The sequence below is a fragment of the Streptomyces sp. NPDC051909 genome (assembly GCF_040681095.1).
GTDB lineage: Bacteria > Actinomycetota > Actinomycetes > Streptomycetales > Streptomycetaceae > Streptomyces.
In genome coordinates this window covers 207,472-230,312 of record NZ_JBFAYA010000011.1, presented here as the reverse complement: position 1 = coordinate 230,312, position 22,841 = coordinate 207,472, and the positions used below count along the sequence as shown (strand labels likewise).

Genomic DNA, 22,841 nt, shown 5'->3' with positions numbered 1-22,841 from the left:
CATGACATTTTCATGAGGGGGGTCGTGCTCCCCTCACTGGGCCGCGAGCCGGGCAGGTGCGAATCTCGAGTGCCGGATGAAGACGGGCCGTCACGGGGACGCCGACGGCCGTGGCCCAAGGGGGAGAAAGCCCATGGACATCCAGATCCTGGGGTCGCTCGCCGCGCAGGAACGCGGCGTGTCGGTCGTACCCAGCGCCGCCAAGCCGCGCCAGCTCCTCGCGCTGCTCGCCCTGCACGCCGACCGGGTGGTGTCGGTGCCGACGCTGATGGAGGAGATCTGGGGCGAGTGCATTCCGCGCAGCGCCTCCACCACGCTCCAGACCTACATCCTCCAGCTGCGCCGTCGGCTCACCGCCGCGCTCGACGGCGATCCGCGGCGCGACGCGAAGGACATCCTGGTCACCCGGTTCGGCGGCTATCTGCTCCAGGTGGAGCCCGGCCGGGTGGACGCCCACGAGTTCGACCGGCTCGCCGCGGCCGGCGGCACCGCCTTCGAGCTCGGCGACCACCGCGCCGCCTCCGACCTGCTGCGCCGTGCCCTCGGCCTGTGGCAGGGCCCCGCCCTGGTCGACGTACCGGCCGGATCGGTGCTCGAACTGGAGGTGCTGCGGCTCAACGAGCAGCGCACCACGGCGCTCGAACGCCGCATCGAGGCGGACCTGCGGCTCGGCCGGCACGCCGAGGTGGTCCCCGAACTCCGGGTGCTCGCCGCCCGCCACCCCCTCCACGAGGGCTTCTGCGCCCAGTTGATGCGCGCCCTGCACCGTACGGGCGGCAGCTGGCGGGCCCTGGAGGCCTACCAGCGCCTGCGCGGCTCGCTCGTACGCGAACTGGGCCTGGAGCCCTCGGCGGCGTTGCAGGACCTGCACCGGGCGGTGCTCTCGGGGGACCCGGACAGTGCGCTGCGGGTGGCGACGGCGGACCGGGCGCGGTAGGCCCGCGGCCTCTCTGGCGAGGGCCGAGGTCGAGCGGTCCTCCAGAGGAGGTGCCGGGGGCTTCGAGCACAGCGCTCTACGGTGCCGCAATGACGACCTTCGACGAACTGCTCGCCGACAGTCCGGCACCCGTCGCCTCCCCCGCTCCCCCCGTCGCCACCCCCTCCCCCGAGCCCGATCTGCGCCGTTCCACCGACGAGTTGCAGCGTCTCAAGGAGGAGCTGAGCCGGGGCCCCGACCCCGAGGCCACCCGGCGCCAGCACGCGAAGGGCAAGCTCACCGCCCCCGAGCGCCTCGAACTCCTATTCGACGAGGGCACGTTCACGGAGATCGAACCGCTGCGCCGGCACCGCGCCGCGGGCTTCGGTCTGGAGGCCCGCAAGCCGCACGGCGACGGCGTGGTGACCGGCTGGGGCCTGGTGCACGGGCGCACGGTCTTCGCGTACGCGCACGACTTCCGGGTCTTCGGCGGCGCCCTGGGCGAGGCCCACGCGGAGAAGATCCACAAGGTGATGGACCTGGCGGAGGCGGCGGGCGCGCCGATCGTGGGCCTGAGCGACGGCGCGGGCGCCCGGATCCAGGAGGGCGTGACGGCGCTCGCCGGGTACGGCGGCATCTTCCGCCGCAACACCCGCGCCTCCGGGGTGATCCCGCAGATCAGCGTGATCCTGGGCCCGTGCGCGGGCGGCGCGGCCTACTCCCCCGCGCTGACCGACTTCGTGTTCATGGTGCGGGGCACCTCGCAGATGTTCATCACGGGCCCGGACGTGGTGCAGGCCGTGACCGGCGAGCGGATCAGCCATGACGGCCTGGGCGGCGCGGACGTGCACTCCGGGGTGTCGGGGGTGTCCGGCTTCGTCTACGACGACGAGGCGGACTGTCTGGCGGACGTCCGCCACCTGCTGTCCCTGCTCCCCCAGAACAACCGCGAACTGCCCCCGGTGGCGCGCACCGACGACCCGCCGGACCGCCCCACGGACCTGCTGACCTCGCTGGTCCCGGCCGGCCCCCAGCAGGCGTACGACATGCGCGCGGTGATCGAGGAGATCGTCGACGACGGCGACTTCTTCGAGGTCCACGAGGGCTGGGCGCAGAACGTGGTGTGCGCTCTCGCCCGTCTGGACGGCCATGTCGTGGGCATCGTCGCGAACCAGCCCACCGCCCTCGCCGGCGTCCTCGACATCCACGGCTCGGAGAAGGCCGCCCGCTTCGTCCAGTTCTGCGACGCCTTCAACATCCCGCTGGTCACCCTGGTCGACGTGCCGGGCTTCCTGCCGGGCGTCGACCAGGAGCACAACGGCATCATCCGGCACGGCGCCAAGCTCCTCTACGCCTACTGCAACGCGACGGTCCCCCGCATCTCCCTGGTTCTCCGCAAGGCGTACGGCGGCGCCTACATCGTGATGGACTCCCGTTCGATCGGCGCCGACCTCTCCTTCGCCTGGCCGACCAACGAGATCGCGGTGATGGGCGCGGAGGGCGCGGCGAACGTCGTCTTCCGCCGCGAGATCGCCGCCTCCCCCGACCCCGAGGCGACCCGCACCCGCCTGATCAAGGAGTACAGGTCCGAACTGATGCACCCCTACTACGCCGCCGAGCGCGGCCTGGTCGACGACGTCATCGCCCCGGCGGACACCCGCCGCACCCTGACCCGCGCCCTGGCGATGCTCCGCCGGAAGCACGCCCAGCTCCCGGAACGGAAGCACGGGAACCCGCCGATGTGACGGGCGTGGCCGGATGAGGTCCCGGCCCCCCCGGGGCCAAGACCTTCCGGAGCTCAGACCTCCTCGGGGCTCAGACCTCCTCGGGGCTCAGACCTCCTCGGGAACCAGGGACGCCTGGGTGGCGATGACCGCGGCCTGGACGCGGCGCTCCACGCCCAGCTTGGACAGCAGCCGGGAGACGTAGTTCTTGACGGTCTTCTCCGCCAGGAACAGCCGCCTGCCGATCTCCCGGTTCGTCAGTCCCGCCCCGACCAGGGCGAGGATCTCCCGCTCCCGGTCGGTCAGCGCGGACAGCCCGTCCTCCGGCTCCTCCTGGTGCGCGTCGCCGCGCAGCCGGGCCATCACCCGGGCCGTGGCGCCGGGGTCGAGGAGGGACTGGCCGGTGGCGACCGTGCGGACGGCGTGGACCAGGTCGGTGCCGGTGATCTGCTTCAGTACGTAACCGGACGCCCCGGCCATGATCGCGTCGAGCAGCGCCTCCTCGTCGTCGAACGAGGTCAGCATCAGGCAGGCCAGGTCCGGCATGCGGGAGCGCAGTTCGCGGCAGACGCTCACCCCGTCCCCGTCCGGGAGGCGCACGTCGAGGACGGCGACCTGCGGGCGCAGCGCGGGCACGCGGACGAGCGCCTGTTCGGCGGTGGCGGCCTCCCCGACCACCGTCAGGTCGGGCTCGGCGTCCAGCAGATCGTGCACGCCGCGGCGCACCACCTCGTGGTCGTCGAGGAGGAAGACCCTGATCGGCGCCTCCGCCAAGGGGCTGCGGCCGCTCTCCGTCATCACACACTCCGTGTTCGCCGAGTTCTCCGCCGCCGGCGGACCGAACCGAATCGTCCCCCGGAGCGGGACTCATCGCCATGGGCCACATGGCCCTATTTCCCGGACCTTTCCCGGATCCTTCCTAGACGGGAGCCGCCTCCGGGCAACGGTCGCGCTCAAGGGTCCGTTCGGCCCTATCGGGGCGGGCACGCCGGCGGGAGGCTGGCCGGAGGCAGGACGTACGCGAGACCGGACAGGAGCGCCGGAGCGGCGGAGCACCGGAGCAGAGGGTGGGCACGATGACGACCGAAGCCACACGCCGAACGGCGGAGGACCGCCGCGCGGCGGCGGCGCCCCGGCGCATGGCACCGCTCCCGCGCGCCGAGGCCCTGCGGCTGCTCGGCACCGTCTCGCTGGGGCGCATCATCTTCACCCAGCACGCCCTGCCGACGGCCCGCCCGGTCAACCACCTCATGGACGGGGAGGACATCGTCGTCCGGCTGCACGACGGGGCGACGCTCATGTCCCTCCTGGCGCCGGCGGCCGCGCCGGCCGTCGTGGTGGCCTACGAGGCGGACGTCATCGATCCCGACACCCACATCGGCTGGAGCGTGGTGGTCACCGGCTATGCCCACCGGGTCACCGACGACGCCGAACTCGGGCGCCTGGCCGCCCGCCTGCGCCCGTGGGTGGAACATCCCGTCATGAACGCCGCGGTGCGCATCCGGGCGGACCTGGTGACGGGCATGAGGCTCACGGCCGCGGAGCCGCCGGACCGCGCATGACGGCGGCCGTGGTCCGTGCCCCGGCAACGGCGCCGGCGCCGTGCGCGGTCAGCCGGTGCGGTCGGCGTCGAGGGGCGCCCGCCATACGAGTCGGGTGCCGCCCTCGGCGGGGCGCTCCGTCTCCAGGGTGCCGCCCGCGCTCCGGGCCCGCTCCTCGAGATTGCGCAGGCCGCTCCGCCTGCCGTCGGCGGGCAGCCCTCGGCCGTTGTCCGTCACGGTCAGCACGACCTCGCCCGGCGTGGCCTGCAGGACGACCTCGACCCGCGTCGCCTGCGCGTGGCGGGCGGCGTTGCTCAGCATCTCGGTGAGGCACGCCATGACATGATCCGCGATCTGCGCCGGTACGTCCGTGTCGAGCAGGCCCTCCATGCTCAGGCGCGGCGGGAAACCCAGGGTCGTCGCGGCCTCGCCGACCGCGCGGGCCACGCGGGCCCGCAGGCTCGGGCCGTTGTTCTCCTCGCGGACCCGCAGGCCGAAGATCGTCGAGCGAATGATCTTGATGGTCTCGTCCAGGTCCCCGACGGCACGCTCGACGCGTTCGGCGGCCCCTTCGTGCTGCACGAACCGTGCGGCGCTCTGCAGGGTCATGCCGGTCGCGAACAGCCGCTGGATGGCCAGGTCGTGCAGGTCCCGGGCGATGCGGTCGCGGTCCTCCAGGAGCGCGAGCTGCTCGGCGTCCCTCCGGCGTTCGGCCAGCTCCATCGCGAGCGCGGCCTGCCCGGCGAAGGCGAGCAGCGGCTCCAGCTCCGCCTCGCTGAAGACGCCGTCGCCCTCGTGCCGGGCGAGCAGCAGGACGCCCCGGCTGTCCTTGGCGCCGTTGCCGAGGGCGACGGCCACCGCCGGGCCCAGACCGTCGAAGCGCCGCGGCCCGGCGCCGTACCGGTCGTCCGTGGCGAGCGCGGCCGTGGTCACCGGCCCACCGGACGCGTAGGCGGCACCGGACAGGGTGCCCTCCACGGGGATCACCAGGCCGCGACGGGAGTTGCCGTCCCCGCCGAGGGCCAGCTCCACGACGAGGTCGTCCGTCCCCTCGACGGGCACGGACACATCGGCGAGCGCCGACCCCGTGATCTCCTTGGCGCGGCGGGCGATGAGCTCCAGGACCTCAAGGCGCGGGCTGCCCGAGAGCAGGTTGCCGGTGATCTCCGTGTTCGCCCGCAGCCACCGCTGCTGGCGCTGCGAGGCCTCGTACAGGCGCGCGTTGTCGATGGCGACGCCGGCGGCGACGGACAGCGTGGCGATCACCGACTCGTCCTCGGCGTCGAACTCACGCCCGTCGCGCTTGTCGGTCAGATAGAGGTTGCCGAAGACCTCGTCGCGCGCGCGGATCGGCACGCCGAGGAAGGTGCGCATGGGCGGGTGGTGGGCGGGGAAGCCGTACGAGGCCGGGTGCGCGCCCAGGTCGGACAGGCGCAGCGGCTCGGGGTGCCGGATGAGCTCGCCCAGGATGCCGTGGCCGACGGGCCGGGCACCGATCTTCGCGACCTCCTCGTCGGTCAGGCCGACGGTGAGGAACTGCGAGAGCAGCCGCCCGTCCGGGCCGATCACCCCGAGCGCCCCGTACTGGGCGTCGACGAGCAGCGCGGCGGCCTCCACGATCCGGCGCAGCACCTGGTCGAGGTCCAGCTCGCGGCCGACGGAGACGACCGCCTCCAGCAGGCTGTGCACCCGGTCCCGGGTGCCGCGAGCCGCGTCGATGCGTGCCTGCAGCTCGTCAAGCAGTTCGTCGAGCCGCATCCTCGGCATCCTCGACAACGGCTGCTCCGTGCCCACTGGGCCTCCCGATCTCCCTCACCCGCCGTACCCGGAGAGAGTATCGGCCGAACGAGTGATCCGGCCGTGCGGCCCGGCGCAGATCGGGACGAAGGTCCCGCCGGACGGGTCCTGACCGGTTCTGTTCGCCGTCCTCTCCGGGGCAGACGCTGGAGGCATCGGACAAGGAACACGAGGAGCCGGCGATGAAGGCAGCAGTGGTAAGGGCCCTGGGAGAGCCGCTGGTGATCGAGGAGCGCCCCGATCCGGCACCGGGCCGAGGACAGGTGCGCATCCGGGTGGAGGCGTCCGGGCTGTGCCACACGGACATCCACGCGGCGCGCGGCGACTGGCCGGTCAAGCCGGTCCCGCCGTTCGTCCCCGGCCACGAGTGCGTCGGCATCGTCGAGGAACTCGGCGACGGGGTCACGCATCTGTCGGTCGGGCAGCGCGTGGCGGTGCCGTGGCTCGGCTGGGCCTGCGGACGGTGCGAGCACTGCCTGTCCGGCTGGGAGACGCTGTGCGAGCAGCAGGTCAACACCGGGTACGGCACCGACGGCGGGTACGCCGAGAAGATGCTCGCCCACGCCGATTTCGCGCAGCCCGTCCCCGACGGCGTCGACCCGCGCGAGGCGGCACCGCTGACCTGCGCGGGAGTCACCACGTACAAGGCCCTCAAGGTCGCGGGGGTCGGCCCGGCCGATCTCGTGGCGATCTCCGGCATCGGCGGCCTCGGGCACCTGGCCGTGCAGTACGCGAAGATCGCCGGTGCCACGGTGGCCGCGATCGACATCTCCGACGACAAGCTCCGGCTGGCCGCCGAGCTGGGGGCGGACATCCTCATCGACGCCCGCAAGGAGGATCCGGCCGCGGTGCTCCAACGGCACGGCGGAGCACATGCCGCCCTCGCCCTGGCGGTGAACGACGAGACGTTCGCGACGGCCCTCGCCGGGCTGCGCCGCGGCGGCAAGCTGGTCATGGTGGCCCTGCCCGCGGACGGCACGGTCCAGGTGCCGATCTTCTCCACCGTGCTCGGCGGCACGTCGGTCATCGGCTCGATCGTCGGGACCCGCCAGGACCTGGCGGAGGTGTTCCGGTTGCACGCGGCCGGGCGGACCCGCGTGGTCTACGAGACCCGGCCGCTGTCGTCCGTGAACGAGTGCGTCGACGAGGTCCTCGCGGGCCGCGTCAAGGCGCGCATCGTCTTCGAGATGTGAGGTCTTGTGGTCAGGAACCGAACCGTGGGCGAAGTGATGACCGCCGAGGTGGTGCAGGCGCGCCCGGACACCTCCTTCAGGGAGCTGGCCCGGCTGCTCGCCGCCCACCGGGTCAGCGGTCTGCCGGTGGTGGACGAGGACGACAAGGTCATGGGCGTGGTCTCCCAGACGGACCTGTCCCGGTGGCAGGCCCGCGGCGGGGTGGATCCCGCCGACGCGGCGGGGGCCGCTCCGACCGCCGGCCGGCTGATGACCGGCCCGGCGGTCACCGTCCACCCCGAGCAGCGGGTGGTCGACGCCGCGCGGATCATGGAACGCCGTCTCATCGGCCGGCTGCCCGTCGTGGACGAGGCGGACCGGCTCGTCGGCATCGTGACGCGCCGCGATCTGCTGCGGGTCTTCCTGCGGAGCGACGAGCAGATCCGCGCGGACGTCGTGGACGCCGTCACCGCCCGCGTACCGGCGGCACGGGACACCCACCCGTTGCGCATCGACGTCCGGGACGGGGTGGTGACCCTGCTCGGGCGGCCCCTGCCCGCTGCCGACGTCGCACGGGTGATCCGTACCGCCTGGCGCGTGGACGGTGTGGTGGGCGTGGTGAACCGGCAGACGGAGGAGGTCCCCGGCGGCGCCCGCTGACCGCGGACCGTCGCCGGCGGGCCGTCAGCGGCGGGCGGTCGCCCGGCGCGCGAGGATGGCGGCCCGTCGTTCGTCGAACCGGGCCGCCTGGGTGTCCAGCGAGCCGAGGAACCCACCCAGCTCCTCCTGGGCCTTCAGGCCCTCGGGCCCGAGGCCGGACAGGTGCAGGATCTTGAGGTGGCGCAGCACGGGCTGGAGGACGTCGTCGTGGTGGACGCGCAGGTTGTAGACACCGCCGAGGGCGATCTCGGCGGCGGCGCGTTCGAAGCCGGGCATGCCGTGGCCGGGCATGCGGAAACCGGTGACGACGTCGGCGACGGCACGCATGGCCTGGTCGGGGGCGAGGTCGAGGGCGGCCTGGAGCAGGTTGCGGTAGAAGATCATGTGCAGGTTCTCGTCGAGCGCGACCCGGGCGAGGAGCCGGTCGCACACCGGATCCCCGGAGCTGTGCCCGGTGTTGCGGTGCGAGATGCGGGTGGCGAGCTCCTGGAAGGCCACGTAGGCCACCGTGTGCAGCGGTGAGTGCCGGTTGTCGGACTCGAATCCGGCCGACATGTGGGTCATACGGGCCTGCTCCAGCTTCACCGGGTCCACCGCGCGGGACGCGAGCAGGTAGTCCCGCATGACCATGGAGTGCCTGGCCTCCTCCGCGGTCCACCGGTGCACCCAGGTGCCCCACGCGCCGTCGCGCCCGAAGAGGGTGGCGATCTCGTGGTGGTAGCTCGGCAGGTTGTCCTCGGTGAGCAGGTTCACCACCATCGACACCCGCCCCACCTCGGTCAGCGGCGACTGCTCCACGGCCCACGGCTCACCGTCGGCGAGGACGCCGTCGAAGTCCCGTCCCCGGCTCCAGGGCACGTACTCGTGGGGCATCCACTCCTTGAACACGGCCAGGTGACGGTCGAGTTCGCGCTCGACCACGCCCTCCAGGGCCTGCAGGAGCCGGACGTCCGACATCGGGATGTCGTGGGCGGAACGGGACGGGGGGATGACGGCCACGGGGATCCGGCCTCTCTTACGGGGGATGAACCTACGGTTCCGTAAGTTAGGCGATCCGGGGGCTGCCGCGATGGGGCCGTTCGGCCCCTTTTGCCAGGGCGGACGCCGGGGGTTGAATCGCCGTCAGGGTCCCCGGCCGCCTCCGCTCCGTCATCCCGGCCGGGCCCCCGTCCCGCCCGGGCGTCCGGTACGGTCGCGGCCGGCCGTCCCCGGCCCGGGCGCCCCGGACCGCCCGGGCGGAACACCGTCTTCTCACCTCCGCCCGGGCGCCGCCTGGGCGGGGCGCGCGATCAGTCGGCGGCGACGATGCGGTGCCCGGTGACGACGCCGGGCCGGATGCTGATGAACGTGTCCGCCGTCTTGTCGATCCAGGGGATCAGGCGCTCTCGGTACCGGTCGATCAGGTCGGGGTCCTGGACGAGGGTCGCGACACCGGTGAGGACGACGCTCCATCCCGTGAGGGAGTCCGCGCTGACGTCGTCGGCCTGGTACGCCACTATGGCGCCGTTGAGGGCCTGGTGCGCCAGGGCGGTCCCGGTCCGCGTGCGCAGGATGACGCGGCCCCCGTCGACGATGTGGTTGACCGGGCGGATGGTCGGCAGCGCCTGGTGGGTGAAGCTCACCCGGCCGACGTGGGCGCCGGCGAGCAGCCGCAGCGCCTCCTCCTCGCCGGTGGCGGAGAGCCGCAACTCGGCGGTCTCGGCGGCGGCGGGGGCACGAGAGGCAGTGTCCATGACGAATGGCTCCGAAATCGTTCAGGCGGACCGCCGAGGGGCAGCGGACCGCATCGGGCCGGGCGACACGAGGGAAGGACGTGAGGGCAGTACATCATGCGCGGGCCGCTCCACCCAGGGCCGAACGGCCCTGCCCGGGCACCCCGCTCATCGCCCCGGATCGTGCCGGACGGCGGCCAGCAGCACCAGGGCGAGGAGCTGGATCGCGACGACCACGGTGATCAGCGCGGGGATCGAGGAGCCGTACAGGCCGCCGACGAGCGCGCCGCCGGCCAGACTCGCCGCGCCGACGACGCCGGCGAACAGCCCGTACGCCGTCGCCCGCCGGCCGCTGGGGACCAGGTCGGCGACGGTGGCGCGCAGGGTGGACTCCTGGATGCCCATGGCCGCGCCCCACAGCAGCGATCCGGCGACCGCGACACCGACCGTGTCGGTGAACGCCAGCGCGACGACGCCCGTGGTCAGGACGGGAAGGGCGATCAGGACGCGGGGCCCGTGGCGGTCGTACAGCCACCCGGTGGCCAGCGCCGCCACGGCGTCCACGGCCATCGCCGCCGCGTACAGCACGGGTACCCACGCGGCGGACAGGAGCTGTCGCTCGACCAGGTGATAGGAGAGGACGCCGAAGGTCGCGAGGCCGGTCGTGGTGGCGGCGGTGAAGGCGGCGTACGTCCAGAACGCCCTCGGCAGGCGTCCGTCCCCCGCCGCATGTTCCGGCCCCGAATCCGCTTCGGCGGCCGCCGTCGCGTCCCGCTCGTACGCTTCCGGATCCGGCACCCGGGAGCGCAGCCACAGCAGCAGCCCGAGCACCGCGACCCCGGGCAGGGCGAGCATGCCGAGCGCCGGGCCGTAGTCGCCGCCCGTCAGCGCGAGCATGCCGGCCACCAGCAGCGGGCCGACGAGCGCGCCGACCTGGTCCATCGCCTCGTGCACCGCGAATCCCCGGCCCCGCCCGGTCGCCGCGGTGGCGTGGGACAGCAGGGTGTCCTTCGCGGGGGAGCGGACGGCCTTGCCGACCCGCTCGGCGATCACCAGGGCGCACGCCACCCAGAGGGTCCCGGTCGCGCCCAGCAGGGGCACCGAGACGACCGTCAGGGCGTAGCCGCCGATCACCAGGCCCCAGAAGCGCCGGGTGCGGTCGGCCAGCGGGCCGGAGACCAGCCGCAGCCCGAGGGCGGCCGCCTCACCGGCACCCGTGACCACGCCGACGACCAGGGCGGACGCGCCCAGCGAGGCGAGCAGCGGCCCCGTGACCGACCGGGCACCCTCGTACACGAAGTCCGCGAGCAGGCTGACCGTGCCGAACCACAGCACGAACCGCCACGGCCCCATGCCCGCCGTCCCCATGCCCGCCGGTCGCCTCCCCGCCACGGTCCCCTCCTTCGGCCACGGCCCGGTGCCACTCGGTCGGAAGATATCCGTTGCGGGGGTGCGGCAGGCCCGGTCACTCCTCGCGGAGGCCCCACGGGGAGCCGTACTCCGTCAGCAGGTCGAGGAACGGCCGGGGCGGGAGCGCCTCGGGGCCGAGGACGCCGGCGCCCTTCCACGTACCGCTCGCGATCAGTTCGAGGGCGATCACCGGGTTGACGGCCGTCTGCCAGACCACGGCCTGGGAACCGTACTCGCGCATCGACCACTCGTTGTCGACGACGTGGTACAGGTACACCTCGCGTGCGGCACCGTCCTTCGATCCCCTCACCCAGGTGCCCGCGCAGGTCTTGCCGGTCATCCGCTCGCCGAGCGTGGCCGGGTCGGGCAGGCACGCGGCGACCACGTCGCGCGGGGAGACCTCGACCGGTCCGTCCGGGCCGGGGACGGTCACCTTCGTCGTGGAGTCGAGCCCCAGTGCGTGGAGGGTCTTGAGCTTGGCGATGAAGTCGTCGCCGAGGCCGTACTTGAACGTCACCCGGCGCGCGTCCACCCAGCGGGGCATCAGCAGCACCTCCTCGTGCTCGACGTTCACGCACTCCACGGGGCCGATGCCCTCGGGGAAGTCGAAGACCTCCGGCTCGCTGAACGGCGCCGTGGTGAACCAGCCGCGGTCCTTCTCGTAGACCACGGGCGGGTTGAGGCACTCCTCGATCGTGGTCCAGATGCTGAAGGAGGGAGCGAAGTCATGGCCCTCGACGGTGAGGTTCGCGCCGTCGCGGACCCCGAGCTCCTCGATCTCGTCGAAGAGCTCGTCCGCCGCGTACCGGGCGAAGACGTCCGACAGGCCCGGCTCCACCCCCATCCCGACCAGGGCGAGGCGGTCGGCCCGCTCCCAGTCCGCGGCCCGGGCGAACTGCTCGTCGCCGAGCTTCACCCCGCACCGCTCGTACGGGTCGGTCGCGTGCGGCGCCGACAGCGACATCGCCATGTCGACGTAGTGGGTGCCCGCGGCGAGCGCGGCCTCGAACAGCGGCATCACGAACCGCGGGTCGGTCGCGTTGAGCAGGACGTCGCAGCCCTCCGCGACGAGGACGCGGTGCACCGCCTCCTGGTCGGAGGCGTCGAGGCGGCACGGGCTGAAGCGGCCCTCGGGGTCGTCGAGCGCGGCGACGGCCGCCTGGGCACGGGCGAGGTCGTAGTCGGCGACGACCATGTGGGTCAGGAAGCCGCGGCGGGCGGCGATACGGGTGACGGCGGTTCCGACCCCGCCCGCACCCACGAGAAGTACGCGCATGTCACACACCCTTTCGTTGGGACGGTCCCCCGGGCGGGAGCCCCGGGCCGTGATCCGAGGGAACACGAGACGGCTTGTTAAGGTCTACGGCGTTGGCATAAGCAGCGCGGGGAGCGACCGGAAGGTGGTGGCGCGGTGCCCAAGAAGGTGGTTCCGGAGGCGGAACGGCGGAGGCGGCGGCCGACCCGGCAGGGCACCGTGCTGTCGGAGCGGCTGATCGTGGAGACGGCCCTGCGGATGCTCCACGAGCACGGCACCGCCGGCCTGACCGCGCGCCGTCTGGGCGCGGCTCTGGGCGCCGACCCGAGCACCCTGTACCGCTATTTCGCCGGTCTGGACGGACTGACCCGGGCCATCGGCGAGGAGCTGATGGGGCGGGCCCTGGACAGCTGGCGGCCCGCCGGGACGTGGCGTGCCGACCTGCGCGCCCTGGGCCTGGCCATCCACGCCTCCTATCTCGCCCACCCCCAGGCCGCCCTGCTGACCGCCAGCCGCGTCACCGGCCGCCCCCGCGAGATCGCGGTCGACGAGACGATCCTCGGCATCCTGCGCGGCGCCGGCTTCGACGACGCGGACACCGTCGGCGTGTACCACGCCTTCATCGACCTGGCCCTGGCCTTCGCCGCCCTGGACGCGGGAGCGCTCGCCGTCAAGGACGAGGCCAGGGAGGCGGACGAGAACATGTGGATCTCGACGTACGCCCGGCTGCCCGCCGAGACCCATCCGCACATCGCCGCCACCGCCCACCTGCTGGTGGACCGGATGAACCTCAGCGCCTACCCGGTCGTCCTGGACACGCTCCTGGACCGGGCGGAGGCACGGCTGGCCGCCGTACGCGCGTTCAGCGAAGGGCGAGGGCCACGATCTGGGTGACCGCCTCCTGGTCGAAGTTGTCGTCGCTGACGAGGATCAGCGACCGCTCGCCGGACGGCAGCTCGGGACCCCAGGTCATGCCCTCGGTGTTGTCGACGGTGGACAGGCCGAGGGTGTGGAAGTCCGCGACGAGCCTCTTGCGCATCGGCACGACCCGCTGTCCGGTCAGGGAGTCCATCGCCCGTACGTCGGTGGCGCCGCGTGTGGTGGCGTCGTACAGGCGGATCTTGTACCCGGAGCCGGCCACCCAGCTGCGTTCGAGGACGAGGTAGCGGTCGGGGTCGTCGGGGAAGGCGAGCAGGGACGGCACGCCGGTGTCGGGGCCCCAGGGGCTGTCCGGGTCGGACTCGGCGAAGATCTTCTCGATGGGGTACGCGAACTGTCCGAGGACCCGGCCGCCGCGGGTCTGCTGCGTGACGCGGACGAGCGCGCCGTGCGTCAGGTCCGGCACCGGGCCGTCCTGGAGCAGCGGGCCCTCGACCGCGCTGGTGACCAGCCGGCCCCGGGCCCCGAAGGTGAGCGCCTCGACCGCCTGGTTCCGGCGCGGACCGCGCTCCGGCGTGATCGTGTAGTTCTCCGGCAGCCGCAGACTGCCCCGGTGGGTGCCGTCCGGGGCGGAGATCTCGATGGACGGCTGGATCACCGGCGGGCCGGCCACCGCGGGCCGGTCGCCCTCCTGCCCCCACCAGTAGGTGCATTCGAGCGGGTCGACGCGGATCTCCTCCGGGTCGACGGCCTTGCCGTCCCCGACGGCGGGCGACGGATAGACCGCCCCGTCCGCCTGACGGAAGGGGCGGGTGCCGGTGAAGTCCACGGAGTGCACACCGTCGGCGTCGACGTCCAGCCTCGCGGTGTAGAAGCGGGCGGGCTGGAGGAAGGAGCGGTCGTCGCTGATGAACACGTACTCGCCGGTGCACCGGTCGCGGTCGACGCCGGAGAGGCCGCCGACCGTGGTCCCCTGGAAGTCGAGCCTGTACGGGACGATCCGCTCGCCGAGCAGGCGGGCCTGCACCGCGCGCCCCGACTCCGGTGCGGGGCCGCCGGATCGGGGTGCGGCGGCCACCGCGGGGGCCAGCGTGGACGTCAGCAGCAGTGCCGCGGCGCAGGCGCGGCGGATCAGGGAGATACTCATGCCGGTGATCATGGACCGGCCCGCGCTCGTCGCGCAGTCACCCACGCGTGTATTCCTCCGGGCACCCGGCGGCTTCCCGCCACCCGGGCCAATCGCCGGATGATCGGGGCGGTCACGCTCCTGCCGGACAGGGAGCGAGGACGGTCAGCGGCCGGCGTACGGCAGCAGGGCCATCTCGCGGGCGTTCTTGACGGCGGCGGCGAGGGCGCGCTGCTGCTGGGCGGTCACACGGGTGACGCGGCGGCTGCGGATCTTGCCTCGGTCGGAGACGAACTTCCGGAGCAGGTCGGTGTCCTTGTAGTCGATGTACGTGATGCCGGCCGCGTCGAGCGGGTTGGGGCGGGACTTCACGGGCTTGCGCGGGTCGGGGCGTCGGGCCATGTCGCGGTTCCTTCGATGGGGCGTTTCGGTGGGGTGGTACGGGGTCAGGCGGCGTCGAGGAGGGAGTCGAAGGCGGCGGGCAGGTGCTTCCACGCCTCCCGTCCGGCCCGGTACTCGGCGTCCGTCAACAGGCAGGAGTCGAGCAGGTCTTCGAGCCCGTCCCGGTCGAGGCCGGGCGAGGTGAAGACGAGGTGCTGGCAGCAGTCGCCGTGCTCGGGGTGCCAGTCGAGCGCCGCGGCCGCCCGGCGCATGGGCGGGACCAAGTCCCAGGCCGCGTCGGGCAGTGACGCGAGCCAGGGGCCGGCGTTCTCCACGCACAGCGCTCCGCCGGCGGCATCCCAGGCGAGCAGGGTGTCGGGGCGGTCGGCGAGCCAGAACCGGCCACGGCTGCGGGCCGCGGCGCAGCACAGGTCCTCAAGCGCCTGGTAGAGCCGCTCGGGGTGGAACGGCCGGTGGCGGCGCCAGACGAAGGTGGTGACGCCGGCCTCGTCGGCGTCCTGGGGCAGCAGCGCGCAGGCGGGGTGCTGGGCGGCGGCCGCGGCCTCGACGTCGAAGCGGCCGAACGCGGCTTCGACGAGTTCGCCGGAAGCGGCCGGCACCCGCCGCGCGGTGGGATGGAGCTGCGCGAGGAGGGCGTGGTCCTCCTCGTCCGCCTCGCCGCTGTCGACCACGGCGAGGACGGGCGCGTACTCCAGCTGACGCGCCCAGGTGTCGCCGACGGTCCGCTGGTCGGTCGGGGCGGCGGCCAGGCCGGCCTCGGCGAGGTCGTCGCCGTTGCCCAGGCAGGGCAGGACGAGCGCGGGGTCGACGGCGGTGATCACGTTCGTCAGGGCGAGGCGGTCCGCGCCGTGGGCGGCGACGACCTCCGCCATGGCCTTCGGTTCCACCGAGTCCCACAACTCGACCACGGCGAGCCGGGTCAGGCCGCCGTCGGCCATGCGTTCCAGCTCCGGGACGAGGTCCTCGCGCAGCGCGCAGCACGCGCAGTCGTTGACCAGGGGCGTCTCGCCGGAGGAGAGGAGGCCGGAGGCGTCGCGCACGGTGCGGAGCACGGTGCCGGCGGGCGCGCAGGCGAGGTCGTGGTGCAGGGCCACGCTGCCGGGGACGGTCCGCAGGAGCCGTTCGACGACCTCCTTGCGGGCGTCGGCGTGGAGCCCGGCGACGAGCACCACGGGCAGCCGGTGTTCGTGGTCCATCAACGGGCTCCGTAGCGGCGCTGGAACTTCTCGACGCGGCCGGCGGTGTCGAGGACACGGGCGGTGCCCGTGTAGAAGGGGTGACTCGCCGAGGAGATCTCGACATCGACGACCGGGTAGGTGTGGCCGTCCTCCCACTCGACCGTCTTGTCACCGGTCATCGTCGACCGGGTGAGGAAGGCGGTGCCGGAGGCGGAGTCGCGGAAGACGACGGGTTCGTAGGCGGGGTGGATTCCGGGCTTCATGGCGGGACCTTTCGATGGCCGGGGTAGGCGGGGGCGGTCAGCGCTCTTCGCGGAAGTCGACGTGCCGGCCGACGACGGGGTCGTACTTGCGCAGCACCAGGCGGTCGGGGTCGTTGCGCCGGTTCTTGCGCGTCACGTAGGTGAACCCGCTGCCTGCGGTGGAGCGGAGCTTGATGACCGGGCGGATCTCGTTGCGTGCCATGCCGGCAGTATACGACAATGGTTTTCATTTTCAATACTCCACCGTGGGCACCTGGATCTCAGATACCCCCCTGGGTATAAGCTCGCGATCGGGCGGCCAACCGCCCGCGCGAGCGTCGGGCCCCTCTCTTCGACGCCTCAGAGGAAACTCAGAGCATTCGCGTGCGCCCGGCCCCGTCGCGAGGGGTGATCCTGGAGACGCCATGAACACCACACGATCCGCCCGTCTCCCCCTCATCCGCCACGACGGCACACCCCTGCGCGTCCTCGTCGTCGACGACGACCCCGATCTCGCCGAGGTGCTGGCCGGGGCACTGCGCTACGAGGGCTGGCGGATCCGCACGGCCGACGACGGGGCCTCCGCGGTCACCGCGGCCCGGGAGCTCATTCCGGACGCCGTCATCCTGGACGTGATGCTCCCGGACACCGACGGCCTGGCCGTGCTGCGCTCCCTGCGCGCCGTCCGGCCCGACGTCTGCGTGCTCTTCCTCACCGCCCGGGACACGGTGGAGGACCGGATCGCGGGCATCACGGCAGGCGGCGACGACTACGTCACCAAGCCGTTCAGCCTGGAGGAGGTCGTCGCCCGGGTACGCGGGCTGCTGCGCCGAGCCGGCATGGCGCGGCAGTCGGCGGAGGGCCCGCTGCTGACCGTGGGCGACCTGGTGATGGACGAGGACGCCCACGAGGTGACCCGGGCGGGCACGCTCATCGAGCTGTCCCCCACCGAGTTCGACCTGCTCCGCCTCCTGATGCGCAACCCGCGGCGCGTACTGAGCAAGGGGCAGATCCTCGACCGGGTCTGGTCCTACGATTTCGGGGGCCGCGCCCATGTCGTCGAGCTGTACATCTCGTACCTGCGCAAGAAGGTGGACGCGGGCCGCGAGCCGATGATCCACACGGTGCGCGGTGCGGGGTACGTCCTGAAACCGGTCTCCGCATGAGAGTCCGCCCGCCCCGCACCCTGCGCGCCCGGCTCACCTTCGGGCTCGCGGTGCTCCTTGCCGTCTGCTGCGCCGCGGTCGGCGTGGCCGCCGTGGTCGAGCTGAAGGGTTTCCTCACCGGACGCCTCGACGAACAACTCGTGGAGGCCGGCACCGGGTTCCCGGCGAGCCTGGATCATGACGGGCGGCCGCCCGGGAACGGGGACGGCGACGGCGACGGCGACGGCGACGAGCACATGGACCCGCGCCACCAGCCGACCGGCACCTTCGGCGCCCGCCTGCGCCACGGCGCGGTCACCGACGCGGCCGTCGTACGCTCCACCGGAATCGACGGCATCGCCCTGACCTCCACCGACGTCGATCGGCTCGCCGCCGTCCCGGTCGACGGCAGGGGCCACACCGTCGACCTCTCCGCCCTCGACGACCTCCGCGTCATGGCGGCGGCGGGTGCCGACGGCGACGTCCTGGTCACAGGACTGCCCTGGGAGCCCGTCGAGGCCCCCGTACACCGGCTGGAACTGGTCGCCGGAATCGTGTTCGGCGCGGCGGTCACCGTCACCGGCGTCGTGGGCGCCTTCTGGGTGCGCTGGTCGCTGCGCCCGCTGAGCCGCGTCGCCGCGACGGCCACCCGGGTCGGCGAACTCCCGCTCGCCAGCGGCGAGGTGGCGCTCCCCGCGCGCGTCCCCGTGCCCGACCCGCACGGCGAGGTCGGCCGGGTGGCGGGCGCCTTCAACCGCATGCTCGGCCATGTCGAGGACGCCCTCGCCCAACGCCATGCCGGCGAGGAGCGGTTGCGCAGCTTCGCCGCCGACGCCAGCCATGAACTGCGCACCCCGGTCGCCACCGTACGCGGCCACGCCGAGCTCGCCCTGCTGCACCCCGGTCCGGTGCCACCGGAGGTCACCCGGGCCCTGGAACGCATCGTCGCCGAATCCGGCCGGATGGGCGCGATGGTCGACGACCTCCTGCTCCTGGCCCGCCTGGACGCCGGCCGTCCGCTCGAGGCGCTGCCCGTCGACCTCACGCGCTCGGTCCTCGACGCGGTGACGGACGCGCGGGCGACCAGCCCCGCCCACCGCTGGGAGCTGGAGCTCCCCGAGGAGCCCGTGACGGTCACCGGCGACGAGCACCGCCTCCACCAAGTGCTCGCCAACCTTCTGGCCAACGCCCGTTCGCACACCCCCGCCGGCACCAAGGTGACCATCGCCCTGGAGACGGACGGGCCGACCGCCATCGTGAAGGTGCACGACGACGGCCCCGGCGTCCCCGAGGACGTGCGGCCGGGGGTCTTCGAACGCTTCACCCGTGCCGACCGCCGGACGAAGGACGCGGGTGGCGGCGCGGGCCTCGGTCTGTCGATCGTCGCCGCCGTCGTCAAGGCGCACGGAGGCGGCGTGCGGCTGGCGAGCGCCCCGGGATCGACGACGTTCACGGTGCGGCTGCCGCGCGGGAGCGCCTGAGCGGACCGGACCGCGGACCCGGACGCGGACCCGGACCGCGGACCCGGGTCGATCAGTCGTCGTCGCCGCCCCCGCCCGTCGCCGCCCGGGAGAAGCCGTCCTGCCACGCGGCCTTCGCGCCCGAGTCACCGATCCGGTACACGTCCACGACGGCGCCCGACGCCACGACGAGCGACAGCACCACGGCCGCGATCCGCACCGGCGTGGCGAGCCGGGGCGTGCCGGTCGAGGCCCGGGGCGCGGATACGGACCCGGACACGGGCGGGGTGCCGCGGCGCGCGGCCCACCAGACGACGACCGCCAGCGCGAACAGGCCCCCGGCCCAGGGCAGCAGGCCGTCGCCGAGCTCGGCGTGCCGCCGGACCAGCGCGCCGCCGTCGACGTGCCGCTCCAGCCACTCCCCCGCCTCCGTGGCGAGCGGCACGCTCAGCAACGTGACCAGCGCGAGCAACGGCAACGTGACGCCCATGCGCCGCGCCACCCCGGGACGGATCGCGCCGAGGGTGACCGCAAGCGCGGTCAGGGGGACGAGCACGATGACGAAATGCACGAGCAGAACGTGCGCGGGCAGGCCGTTGACCAGGCTCACAGAGGCTCCTTCGCTGATGGGGTCACACCACGGGCCGAACTGGCGCGCCAGCGTGGCACATCACTCTCTGAGCCTCCTCTGAACGTGCCTTCGAAGCCGACGGCAGCGGTGGGGAAGGGGGCCGACCGGCCCTCCTCAGGATCGCCGCGCGGGGAGACACTCGGACCGTAGGACCGAGAAGGCGCGCGGACACCTGCGGAAGGCCGTGACCGCGGGCCGGTCCGCACCCGACCCGCTGCCCTGTGGAGGACACGATGCCCGCCCCTCACCACACCGTCAGTGACGTCATGACCCACACCGCCATCGCGATCGGCCGTGACGCGCCCTACAAGGAGATCGTCGCCCTCATGGACGAGTGGAAGGTGAGCGCCCTTCCCGTCCTGGAGGGCGAAGGCCGTGTCGTCGGGGTCGTCTCGGAGGCGGACCTGCTGCCCAAGGAGGAGTTCCGGAGCGTGGAGCCCCGCCCGGAGGAGTTCGACGAGGCCGCCAAGGCCCGGGCCGTACGGGCCGGGGAGCTCATGTCGAGCCCGGCCGTCACCGTGCACCCGGACGCCACGCTCGCCGAGGCCGCGCGGATCATGGCCCGGCGGAAGGTGAAGCGCCTTCCGGTGGTGAACGAGATCGGGCTGCTGGAGGGCGTCGTCAGCCGCAGCGACCTGCTCAAGGTGTTCCTGCGGGACGACGCGGAGATCGCGGCGGAGATCCGCCGTTCGGTGCTCGGCGGCCCCGCCCTCACCGGGCTTGACGTCACGGTCACGGAAGGGGTGGCCACCCTGCGTGGCGCGCTGCCCGATCAGGCGCTGATCCCCCTGCTCGTGCGCGCCGTGCGGGCCGTGGAGGGCGTCGTCGACGTCCGGATGGATCTCGGCGCCCACGACGATGCCGCCTGACGGCCGACGGTGCCGTCCGACGGCACCGCGGCCGGCACCGCGGCCGCTGCCGATTCGCGCCGCTACCGGTTCGTTCCGGCCGGGGCCGGCTGCCGGAACGCGGTCCTGACCAGGCGCGCCGCGAGGAATCCGGCCGGTGCGCAGGCGGCCGCGATGGCGACGCCCGCCCAGCCGAGCGGTTCGGTCTCCAGGACCGAGCTCAGGAACGGGAGGTACAGGGCCGCCGCGGCCAGCAGGGCGGAGGCGAGGACCGCGAGGGGCAGGAACGGGTTCCGCCGGGTCAGCAGACGGGCGCGCAGCCCCAGGACGACGCCGAGCTGGGCGGCCAGCAGGGCCAGGAAGAGGACGCTCTGCCAGGCCAGGTCCAGTGCCCGGGCCGCGACTCCCGCACCGAGCGTGGCGGTGGTGACGACGGCCGCGAGGAGGAGCAGCCGCTGCCAGGCGCCGCCGCCGAGGATGTGCTGGTCCGGCGGGCGCGGCGGGCGCCGCATCGCGCCGGGGGCGGTCGGTTCGGCGCCCATGGCGACGCCCGTGAGGCCGTGGGTGAGCAGGTTGATCCACAGGATCTGGCCCGCCCGCAGGGGCAGTGGCAGCCCGAGCAGCGGACCGGTCAGCATGACCAGGATCTCGGCCGCGCCGCCGGCCATCCCGTAGATGAGGAAGCGGCGGATGTTGTCGTAGACGCGCCGGCCCTCCTCGACGGCCGCGACGACCGTGGAGAGCTCGTCGTCCGTGAGCACGAGGTCGGCCGCCTGGCGCGCGACCTCGGTGCCGCGCTCCCCCATGGCGACGCCGATGTCGGCGCGGTGCAGGGCGGGGCCGTCGTTGACCCCGTCGCCGGTCATGGCGGTCACGGCTCCCGCGGCCCGCCATGCCTCCACGATGTCCAGCTTCTGCTGGGGGTCCGTGCGGGCGAACACGCGCACGGCGGTGAGGTCGGCCACCCGTCCGGCCGCCACGTCCGCGCCCGTGATGACCTGCCCGTCCGCCCCGTCGCCGTCCTCCAGGAGGGACACGCGGGACGCCACCGCCCGCGCGGTCGCGGGGTGGTCTCCGGTGATGAGCACGGGGGTGATGCCCGCCGCGCGGCAGGTGGCCAGTGTGGCGGCGGCGTGCGGCTTGGGCGGGTCGCTCAGGCCGACGAGGCCGAGCAGGGTGAGCCGCGACTCCGCCGCGGCGACCCGGTCCGGCACGTCGCCCCGCGTCCCCGAGGCCACGGCGAGCACGCGGTAGCCCCGCTCGGCCAGGTGCGCGGCCTCCTCCCGGGCCCGGGCGAGCAGGCGGGTGCCGGCGTCGAGGACATCGGGGTCGAGTACGGCTTCGGGGGCGCCCTTGAGGCAGACGAGCACCCGGTCCCGCCCGGCCGCGTGCAGCGTGGTCATGCGCCGGCGGAGGCTGTCGAACGGCGCCTCCGCGATCCGGGGCCGCGTGGCGGACAGCTCCGCCGCGTCCGGGCAGCCCGTCTTGACCGCGGCGGCGAGCAGCGCGGCCTCCATGGGGTCGCCCAGGGCTCCCCAGCGGGCGTCGGGCGTGGCGGGGGCCGGTGGGCGCAGCGCGGCGTCGTTGCACAGGGAGGCCACGGTCAGCAGCTCCCGGACGGACGCGAGCTCCGCCTCCTCCGCCGGCCGCCCGTCGATCAGCGCCTCGCCCTCCGGCTCGTACCCCACACCGGTGAGTTCCGTGCTCGTCTGCGGCGTCCAGACCTGCTGGACGACCATGCGCCCCTCCGTGAGGGTGCCGGTCTTGTCGGTGGCGAGGACGGACACCGAGCCGAGCGTCTCCACCGCCGGCAGACGGCGCACCACGGCGTGCCGTGCGACCATGCGGCGCGCTCCGAGGGCGAGGGCCAGGGTGACGACGGCGGGCAGGGACTCGGGGACCGCCGCCACGGCCAGGCTGATGGCGGTCACCGCCATCGTGCCGAGCGGGAGGCACCGGGCCAGGCCGAGCGCGAAGACCAGCACGCACAGGCCCAGCGTCACCGCGGCGAGCACGCGCCCGAGGGAGGCGAGGCGCCGTTGCAGCGGGGTCGGTTCGCGACGGGCGTCGAGCAGGGCCGCGATGCGCCCGAGTGCGCTCGCGGGGCCCGTGGCCGTGACCGTGGCCACCCCGCGACCGCGTACGACGACGGTGCCCGCGCTCAGCGCGGCTCCGGCGTCCTTGTCCACGGGCACCGACTCCCCGGTGAGCATGGACTCGTCGAGCAGCAGGGCGGATGCCTCGGCGAGGGCGGCGTCGGCGGCCACGATGTCGCCCTCGCCGAGGAGGAGCACGTCTCCCGGAACGATCCCGGCGGCCGGCAGGTCGCGTACGGCTCCGTCGCGGCGCACGCGCGCGTGCGGGGCGCTCAGGGCGGACAGGGCGGCGACGGCGTGGTCGGCCCGGATCTCCTGGGCGACGCCCACGGTCGTGTTCACGACGACGACCAGCGCGATGACGATCGCGTCCGGGTGGTCGCCGATGGCGAGGGTGAGCGTGACGGCTCCGAGCAGCACCATGATCAGCGGGTCGCGCAGCTGCGCCAGGACGCGGCTGTGCAGCCGTACGGGCTTCGCCGCGGCCACCTCGTTGGGCCCGGTGCGGGCGAGCCGGCGGGCGGCCTCCGCCTCGGTGAGGCCCTGGGTGAGGCCCGTCGCCTCTCCGGTCGGCGTGGTCGCCGAGCTCGTCATGACGGGCTCACCCGCCGCGGGCCATGCTCACCGGGCCGTGGAAGCGGCGCTCC

General features: G+C 73.7%; 22 protein-coding genes. 9 read left to right on the top strand and 13 right to left on the bottom strand.

Features of this window, described 5'->3' with window-relative positions; genetic code table 11:
* Positions 1-133: 133 nt before the first annotated feature.
* Both AB0M18_RS19870 and AB0M18_RS19865 read left to right on the top strand, forming a co-directional pair.
* The gene (locus tag AB0M18_RS19870) at positions 134-937 is read left to right on the top strand and encodes an AfsR/SARP family transcriptional regulator (protein WP_365759672.1); all 804 of its coding nucleotides are present in this window, start codon (positions 134-136) and stop codon (positions 935-937) included.
* An 89-nt stretch (positions 938-1,026) separates the two neighbouring features.
* Entirely contained in the window at positions 1,027-2,661 is a 1,635-nt protein-coding gene (locus AB0M18_RS19865; RefSeq protein WP_365759670.1) for an acyl-CoA carboxylase subunit beta, read from the top strand.
* Positions 2,662-2,748: 87 nt separating this feature from the next.
* Here the strand turns inward: AB0M18_RS19865 and AB0M18_RS19860 are convergent, their stop codons facing one another.
* Positions 2,749-3,438, bottom strand: a complete 690-nt coding sequence (locus AB0M18_RS19860; RefSeq protein ID WP_365759668.1) for a response regulator transcription factor — start codon at positions 3,436-3,438, stop codon at positions 2,749-2,751.
* A gap of 278 nt (positions 3,439-3,716) precedes the next feature.
* Between AB0M18_RS19860 and AB0M18_RS19855 the strand changes: the two genes are divergently transcribed.
* Positions 3,717-4,202: a pyridoxamine 5'-phosphate oxidase family protein gene (locus AB0M18_RS19855; RefSeq protein WP_365759666.1), complete on the top strand. Its 486-nt coding sequence runs from the start codon at positions 3,717-3,719 to the stop codon at positions 4,200-4,202.
* A 48-nt stretch (positions 4,203-4,250) separates the two neighbouring features.
* On the opposite strand, the gene AB0M18_RS19850 is transcribed toward AB0M18_RS19855, so the two are convergent.
* Positions 4,251-5,939, bottom strand: a complete 1,689-nt coding sequence (locus AB0M18_RS19850) for a GAF domain-containing sensor histidine kinase (protein WP_365759664.1) — start codon at positions 5,937-5,939, stop codon at positions 4,251-4,253.
* A gap of 221 nt (positions 5,940-6,160) precedes the next feature.
* Here AB0M18_RS19850 and AB0M18_RS19845 point away from each other — a divergent pair, with 221 nt between their 5' ends.
* Positions 6,161-7,171, top strand: coding sequence for a zinc-dependent alcohol dehydrogenase (locus AB0M18_RS19845; RefSeq protein ID WP_365759662.1), 1,011 nt, complete (start codon positions 6,161-6,163; stop codon positions 7,169-7,171).
* A 24-nt stretch (positions 7,172-7,195) separates the two neighbouring features.
* A complete protein-coding gene (locus tag AB0M18_RS19840; RefSeq protein WP_365759660.1) occupies positions 7,196-7,810 on the top strand; it encodes a CBS domain-containing protein in 615 nt (204 codons plus the stop codon).
* Positions 7,811-7,834: 24 nt separating this feature from the next.
* Here AB0M18_RS19840 and AB0M18_RS19835 read toward each other — a convergent pair whose 3' ends face one another.
* The 4 genes from AB0M18_RS19835 to AB0M18_RS19820 form a co-directional block, all read right to left on the bottom strand.
* Entirely contained in the window at positions 7,835-8,767 is a 933-nt protein-coding gene (locus AB0M18_RS19835; RefSeq protein WP_365759746.1) for an acyl-ACP desaturase, read from the bottom strand.
* Between the two features lie 332 nt (positions 8,768-9,099).
* On the bottom strand, positions 9,100-9,543 hold the full coding sequence (locus AB0M18_RS19830) for a pyridoxamine 5'-phosphate oxidase family protein (protein ID WP_365759658.1): 444 nt from the start codon (positions 9,541-9,543) through the stop codon (positions 9,100-9,102).
* Between the two features lie 147 nt (positions 9,544-9,690).
* The gene (locus AB0M18_RS19825) at positions 9,691-10,914 is read right to left on the bottom strand and encodes an MFS transporter (protein ID WP_365759655.1); all 1,224 of its coding nucleotides are present in this window, start codon (positions 10,912-10,914) and stop codon (positions 9,691-9,693) included.
* A 73-nt stretch (positions 10,915-10,987) separates the two neighbouring features.
* A complete protein-coding gene (locus AB0M18_RS19820) occupies positions 10,988-12,208 on the bottom strand; it encodes a saccharopine dehydrogenase C-terminal domain-containing protein (protein ID WP_365759653.1) in 1,221 nt (406 codons plus the stop codon).
* A 135-nt stretch (positions 12,209-12,343) separates the two neighbouring features.
* On the opposite strand from AB0M18_RS19820, the gene AB0M18_RS19815 reads away from it, so the two are divergent.
* Positions 12,344-13,081 carry a TetR/AcrR family transcriptional regulator gene (locus tag AB0M18_RS19815; protein WP_365759651.1) on the top strand — a complete coding sequence of 246 codons (738 nt, stop codon included), beginning with the start codon at positions 12,344-12,346 and terminating at the stop codon, positions 13,079-13,081.
* Here the strand turns inward: AB0M18_RS19815 and AB0M18_RS19810 are convergent.
* From AB0M18_RS19810 to rpmG, 5 genes are all read right to left on the bottom strand, one after another.
* Positions 13,050-14,213 carry an esterase-like activity of phytase family protein gene (locus AB0M18_RS19810; protein ID WP_365759649.1) on the bottom strand — a complete coding sequence of 388 codons (1,164 nt, stop codon included), beginning with the start codon at positions 14,211-14,213 and terminating at the stop codon, positions 13,050-13,052. The two genes, AB0M18_RS19815 and AB0M18_RS19810, sit on opposite strands and share 32 nt — an antisense overlap.
* Before the next feature lie 144 nt (positions 14,214-14,357).
* Positions 14,358-14,594, bottom strand: coding sequence for a 30S ribosomal protein S18 (gene rpsR, locus AB0M18_RS19805; RefSeq protein ID WP_365759647.1), 237 nt, complete (start codon positions 14,592-14,594; stop codon positions 14,358-14,360).
* Positions 14,595-14,638: 44 nt separating this feature from the next.
* Complete coding sequence (locus tag AB0M18_RS19800; RefSeq protein ID WP_365759645.1) at positions 14,639-15,790, bottom strand: GTP-binding protein; 1,152 nt, start codon at positions 15,788-15,790, stop codon at positions 14,639-14,641.
* On the bottom strand, positions 15,790-16,035 hold the full coding sequence (locus tag AB0M18_RS19795) for a type B 50S ribosomal protein L31 (protein WP_365759643.1): 246 nt from the start codon (positions 16,033-16,035) through the stop codon (positions 15,790-15,792). The genes AB0M18_RS19800 and AB0M18_RS19795 overlap by 1 nt, the downstream gene beginning before the upstream one ends.
* Positions 16,036-16,072: 37 nt before the next feature.
* Entirely contained in the window at positions 16,073-16,237 is a 165-nt protein-coding gene (gene rpmG / locus AB0M18_RS19790; protein ID WP_365759641.1) for a 50S ribosomal protein L33, read from the bottom strand.
* 202 nt (positions 16,238-16,439) lie between these two features.
* Between rpmG and AB0M18_RS19785 the strand changes: the two genes are divergently transcribed.
* Together AB0M18_RS19785 and AB0M18_RS19780 are read left to right on the top strand one after the other, a co-directional pair.
* Positions 16,440-17,180 (top strand): response regulator transcription factor, encoded by a 741-nt coding sequence (locus tag AB0M18_RS19785; RefSeq protein WP_365759639.1) that lies wholly within the window; start codon positions 16,440-16,442, stop codon positions 17,178-17,180.
* Positions 17,177-18,640, top strand: coding sequence for a HAMP domain-containing sensor histidine kinase (locus tag AB0M18_RS19780; protein WP_365759637.1), 1,464 nt, complete (start codon positions 17,177-17,179; stop codon positions 18,638-18,640). Before AB0M18_RS19785 ends, AB0M18_RS19780 begins: the two co-directional genes overlap by 4 nt.
* A gap of 52 nt (positions 18,641-18,692) precedes the next feature.
* Here AB0M18_RS19780 and AB0M18_RS19775 read toward each other — a convergent pair whose 3' ends face one another.
* A complete protein-coding gene (locus AB0M18_RS19775; RefSeq protein ID WP_365759635.1) occupies positions 18,693-19,229 on the bottom strand; it encodes a DUF2231 domain-containing protein in 537 nt (178 codons plus the stop codon).
* 254 nt (positions 19,230-19,483) lie between these two features.
* On the opposite strand from AB0M18_RS19775, the gene AB0M18_RS19770 reads away from it, so the two are divergent.
* Positions 19,484-20,119, top strand: a complete 636-nt coding sequence (locus AB0M18_RS19770; RefSeq protein WP_365759632.1) for a CBS domain-containing protein — start codon at positions 19,484-19,486, stop codon at positions 20,117-20,119.
* Positions 20,120-20,181: 62 nt separating this feature from the next.
* Here the strand turns inward: AB0M18_RS19770 and AB0M18_RS19765 are convergent, their stop codons facing one another.
* Complete coding sequence (locus tag AB0M18_RS19765) at positions 20,182-22,788, bottom strand: HAD-IC family P-type ATPase (RefSeq protein WP_365759630.1); 2,607 nt, start codon at positions 22,786-22,788, stop codon at positions 20,182-20,184.
* Positions 22,789-22,841 lie beyond the last annotated feature (53 nt).

Excerpts from the sequence above, each read along its gene's own strand:
- rpmG (WP_365759641.1), bottom strand. The coding sequence starts at position 16,237 with ATGGCACGCAACGAGATCCGCCCGGTCATCAAGCTCCGCTCCACCGCA.
- AB0M18_RS19845 (WP_365759662.1), top strand. The coding sequence starts at position 6,161 with ATGAAGGCAGCAGTGGTAAGGGCCCTGGGAGAGCCGCTGGTGATCGAG.
- AB0M18_RS19795 (WP_365759643.1), bottom strand. The coding sequence starts at position 16,035 with ATGAAGCCCGGAATCCACCCCGCCTACGAACCCGTCGTCTTCCGCGAC.
- AB0M18_RS19800 (WP_365759645.1), bottom strand. The coding sequence starts at position 15,790 with ATGGACCACGAACACCGGCTGCCCGTGGTGCTCGTCGCCGGGCTCCAC.
- AB0M18_RS19810 (WP_365759649.1), bottom strand. The coding sequence starts at position 14,213 with ATGAGTATCTCCCTGATCCGCCGCGCCTGCGCCGCGGCACTGCTGCTG.
- AB0M18_RS19855 (WP_365759666.1), top strand. The coding sequence starts at position 3,717 with ATGACGACCGAAGCCACACGCCGAACGGCGGAGGACCGCCGCGCGGCG.
- AB0M18_RS19780 (WP_365759637.1), top strand. The coding sequence starts at position 17,177 with ATGAGAGTCCGCCCGCCCCGCACCCTGCGCGCCCGGCTCACCTTCGGG.
- AB0M18_RS19785 (WP_365759639.1), top strand. The coding sequence starts at position 16,440 with ATGAACACCACACGATCCGCCCGTCTCCCCCTCATCCGCCACGACGGC.
- AB0M18_RS19770 (WP_365759632.1), top strand. The coding sequence starts at position 19,484 with ATGCCCGCCCCTCACCACACCGTCAGTGACGTCATGACCCACACCGCC.
- rpsR (WP_365759647.1), bottom strand. The coding sequence starts at position 14,594 with ATGGCCCGACGCCCCGACCCGCGCAAGCCCGTGAAGTCCCGCCCCAAC.
- AB0M18_RS19860 (WP_365759668.1), bottom strand. The coding sequence starts at position 3,438 with ATGACGGAGAGCGGCCGCAGCCCCTTGGCGGAGGCGCCGATCAGGGTC.
- AB0M18_RS19850 (WP_365759664.1), bottom strand. The coding sequence starts at position 5,939 with ATGCGGCTCGACGAACTGCTTGACGAGCTGCAGGCACGCATCGACGCG.
- AB0M18_RS19835 (WP_365759746.1), bottom strand. The coding sequence starts at position 8,767 with ATGTCGGACGTCCGGCTCCTGCAGGCCCTGGAGGGCGTGGTCGAGCGC.
- AB0M18_RS19865 (WP_365759670.1), top strand. The coding sequence starts at position 1,027 with ATGACGACCTTCGACGAACTGCTCGCCGACAGTCCGGCACCCGTCGCC.
- AB0M18_RS19830 (WP_365759658.1), bottom strand. The coding sequence starts at position 9,543 with ATGGACACTGCCTCTCGTGCCCCCGCCGCCGCCGAGACCGCCGAGTTG.
- AB0M18_RS19820 (WP_365759653.1), bottom strand. The coding sequence starts at position 12,208 with ATGCGCGTACTTCTCGTGGGTGCGGGCGGGGTCGGAACCGCCGTCACC.
- AB0M18_RS19870 (WP_365759672.1), top strand. The coding sequence starts at position 134 with ATGGACATCCAGATCCTGGGGTCGCTCGCCGCGCAGGAACGCGGCGTG.
- AB0M18_RS19765 (WP_365759630.1), bottom strand. The coding sequence starts at position 22,788 with ATGACGAGCTCGGCGACCACGCCGACCGGAGAGGCGACGGGCCTCACC.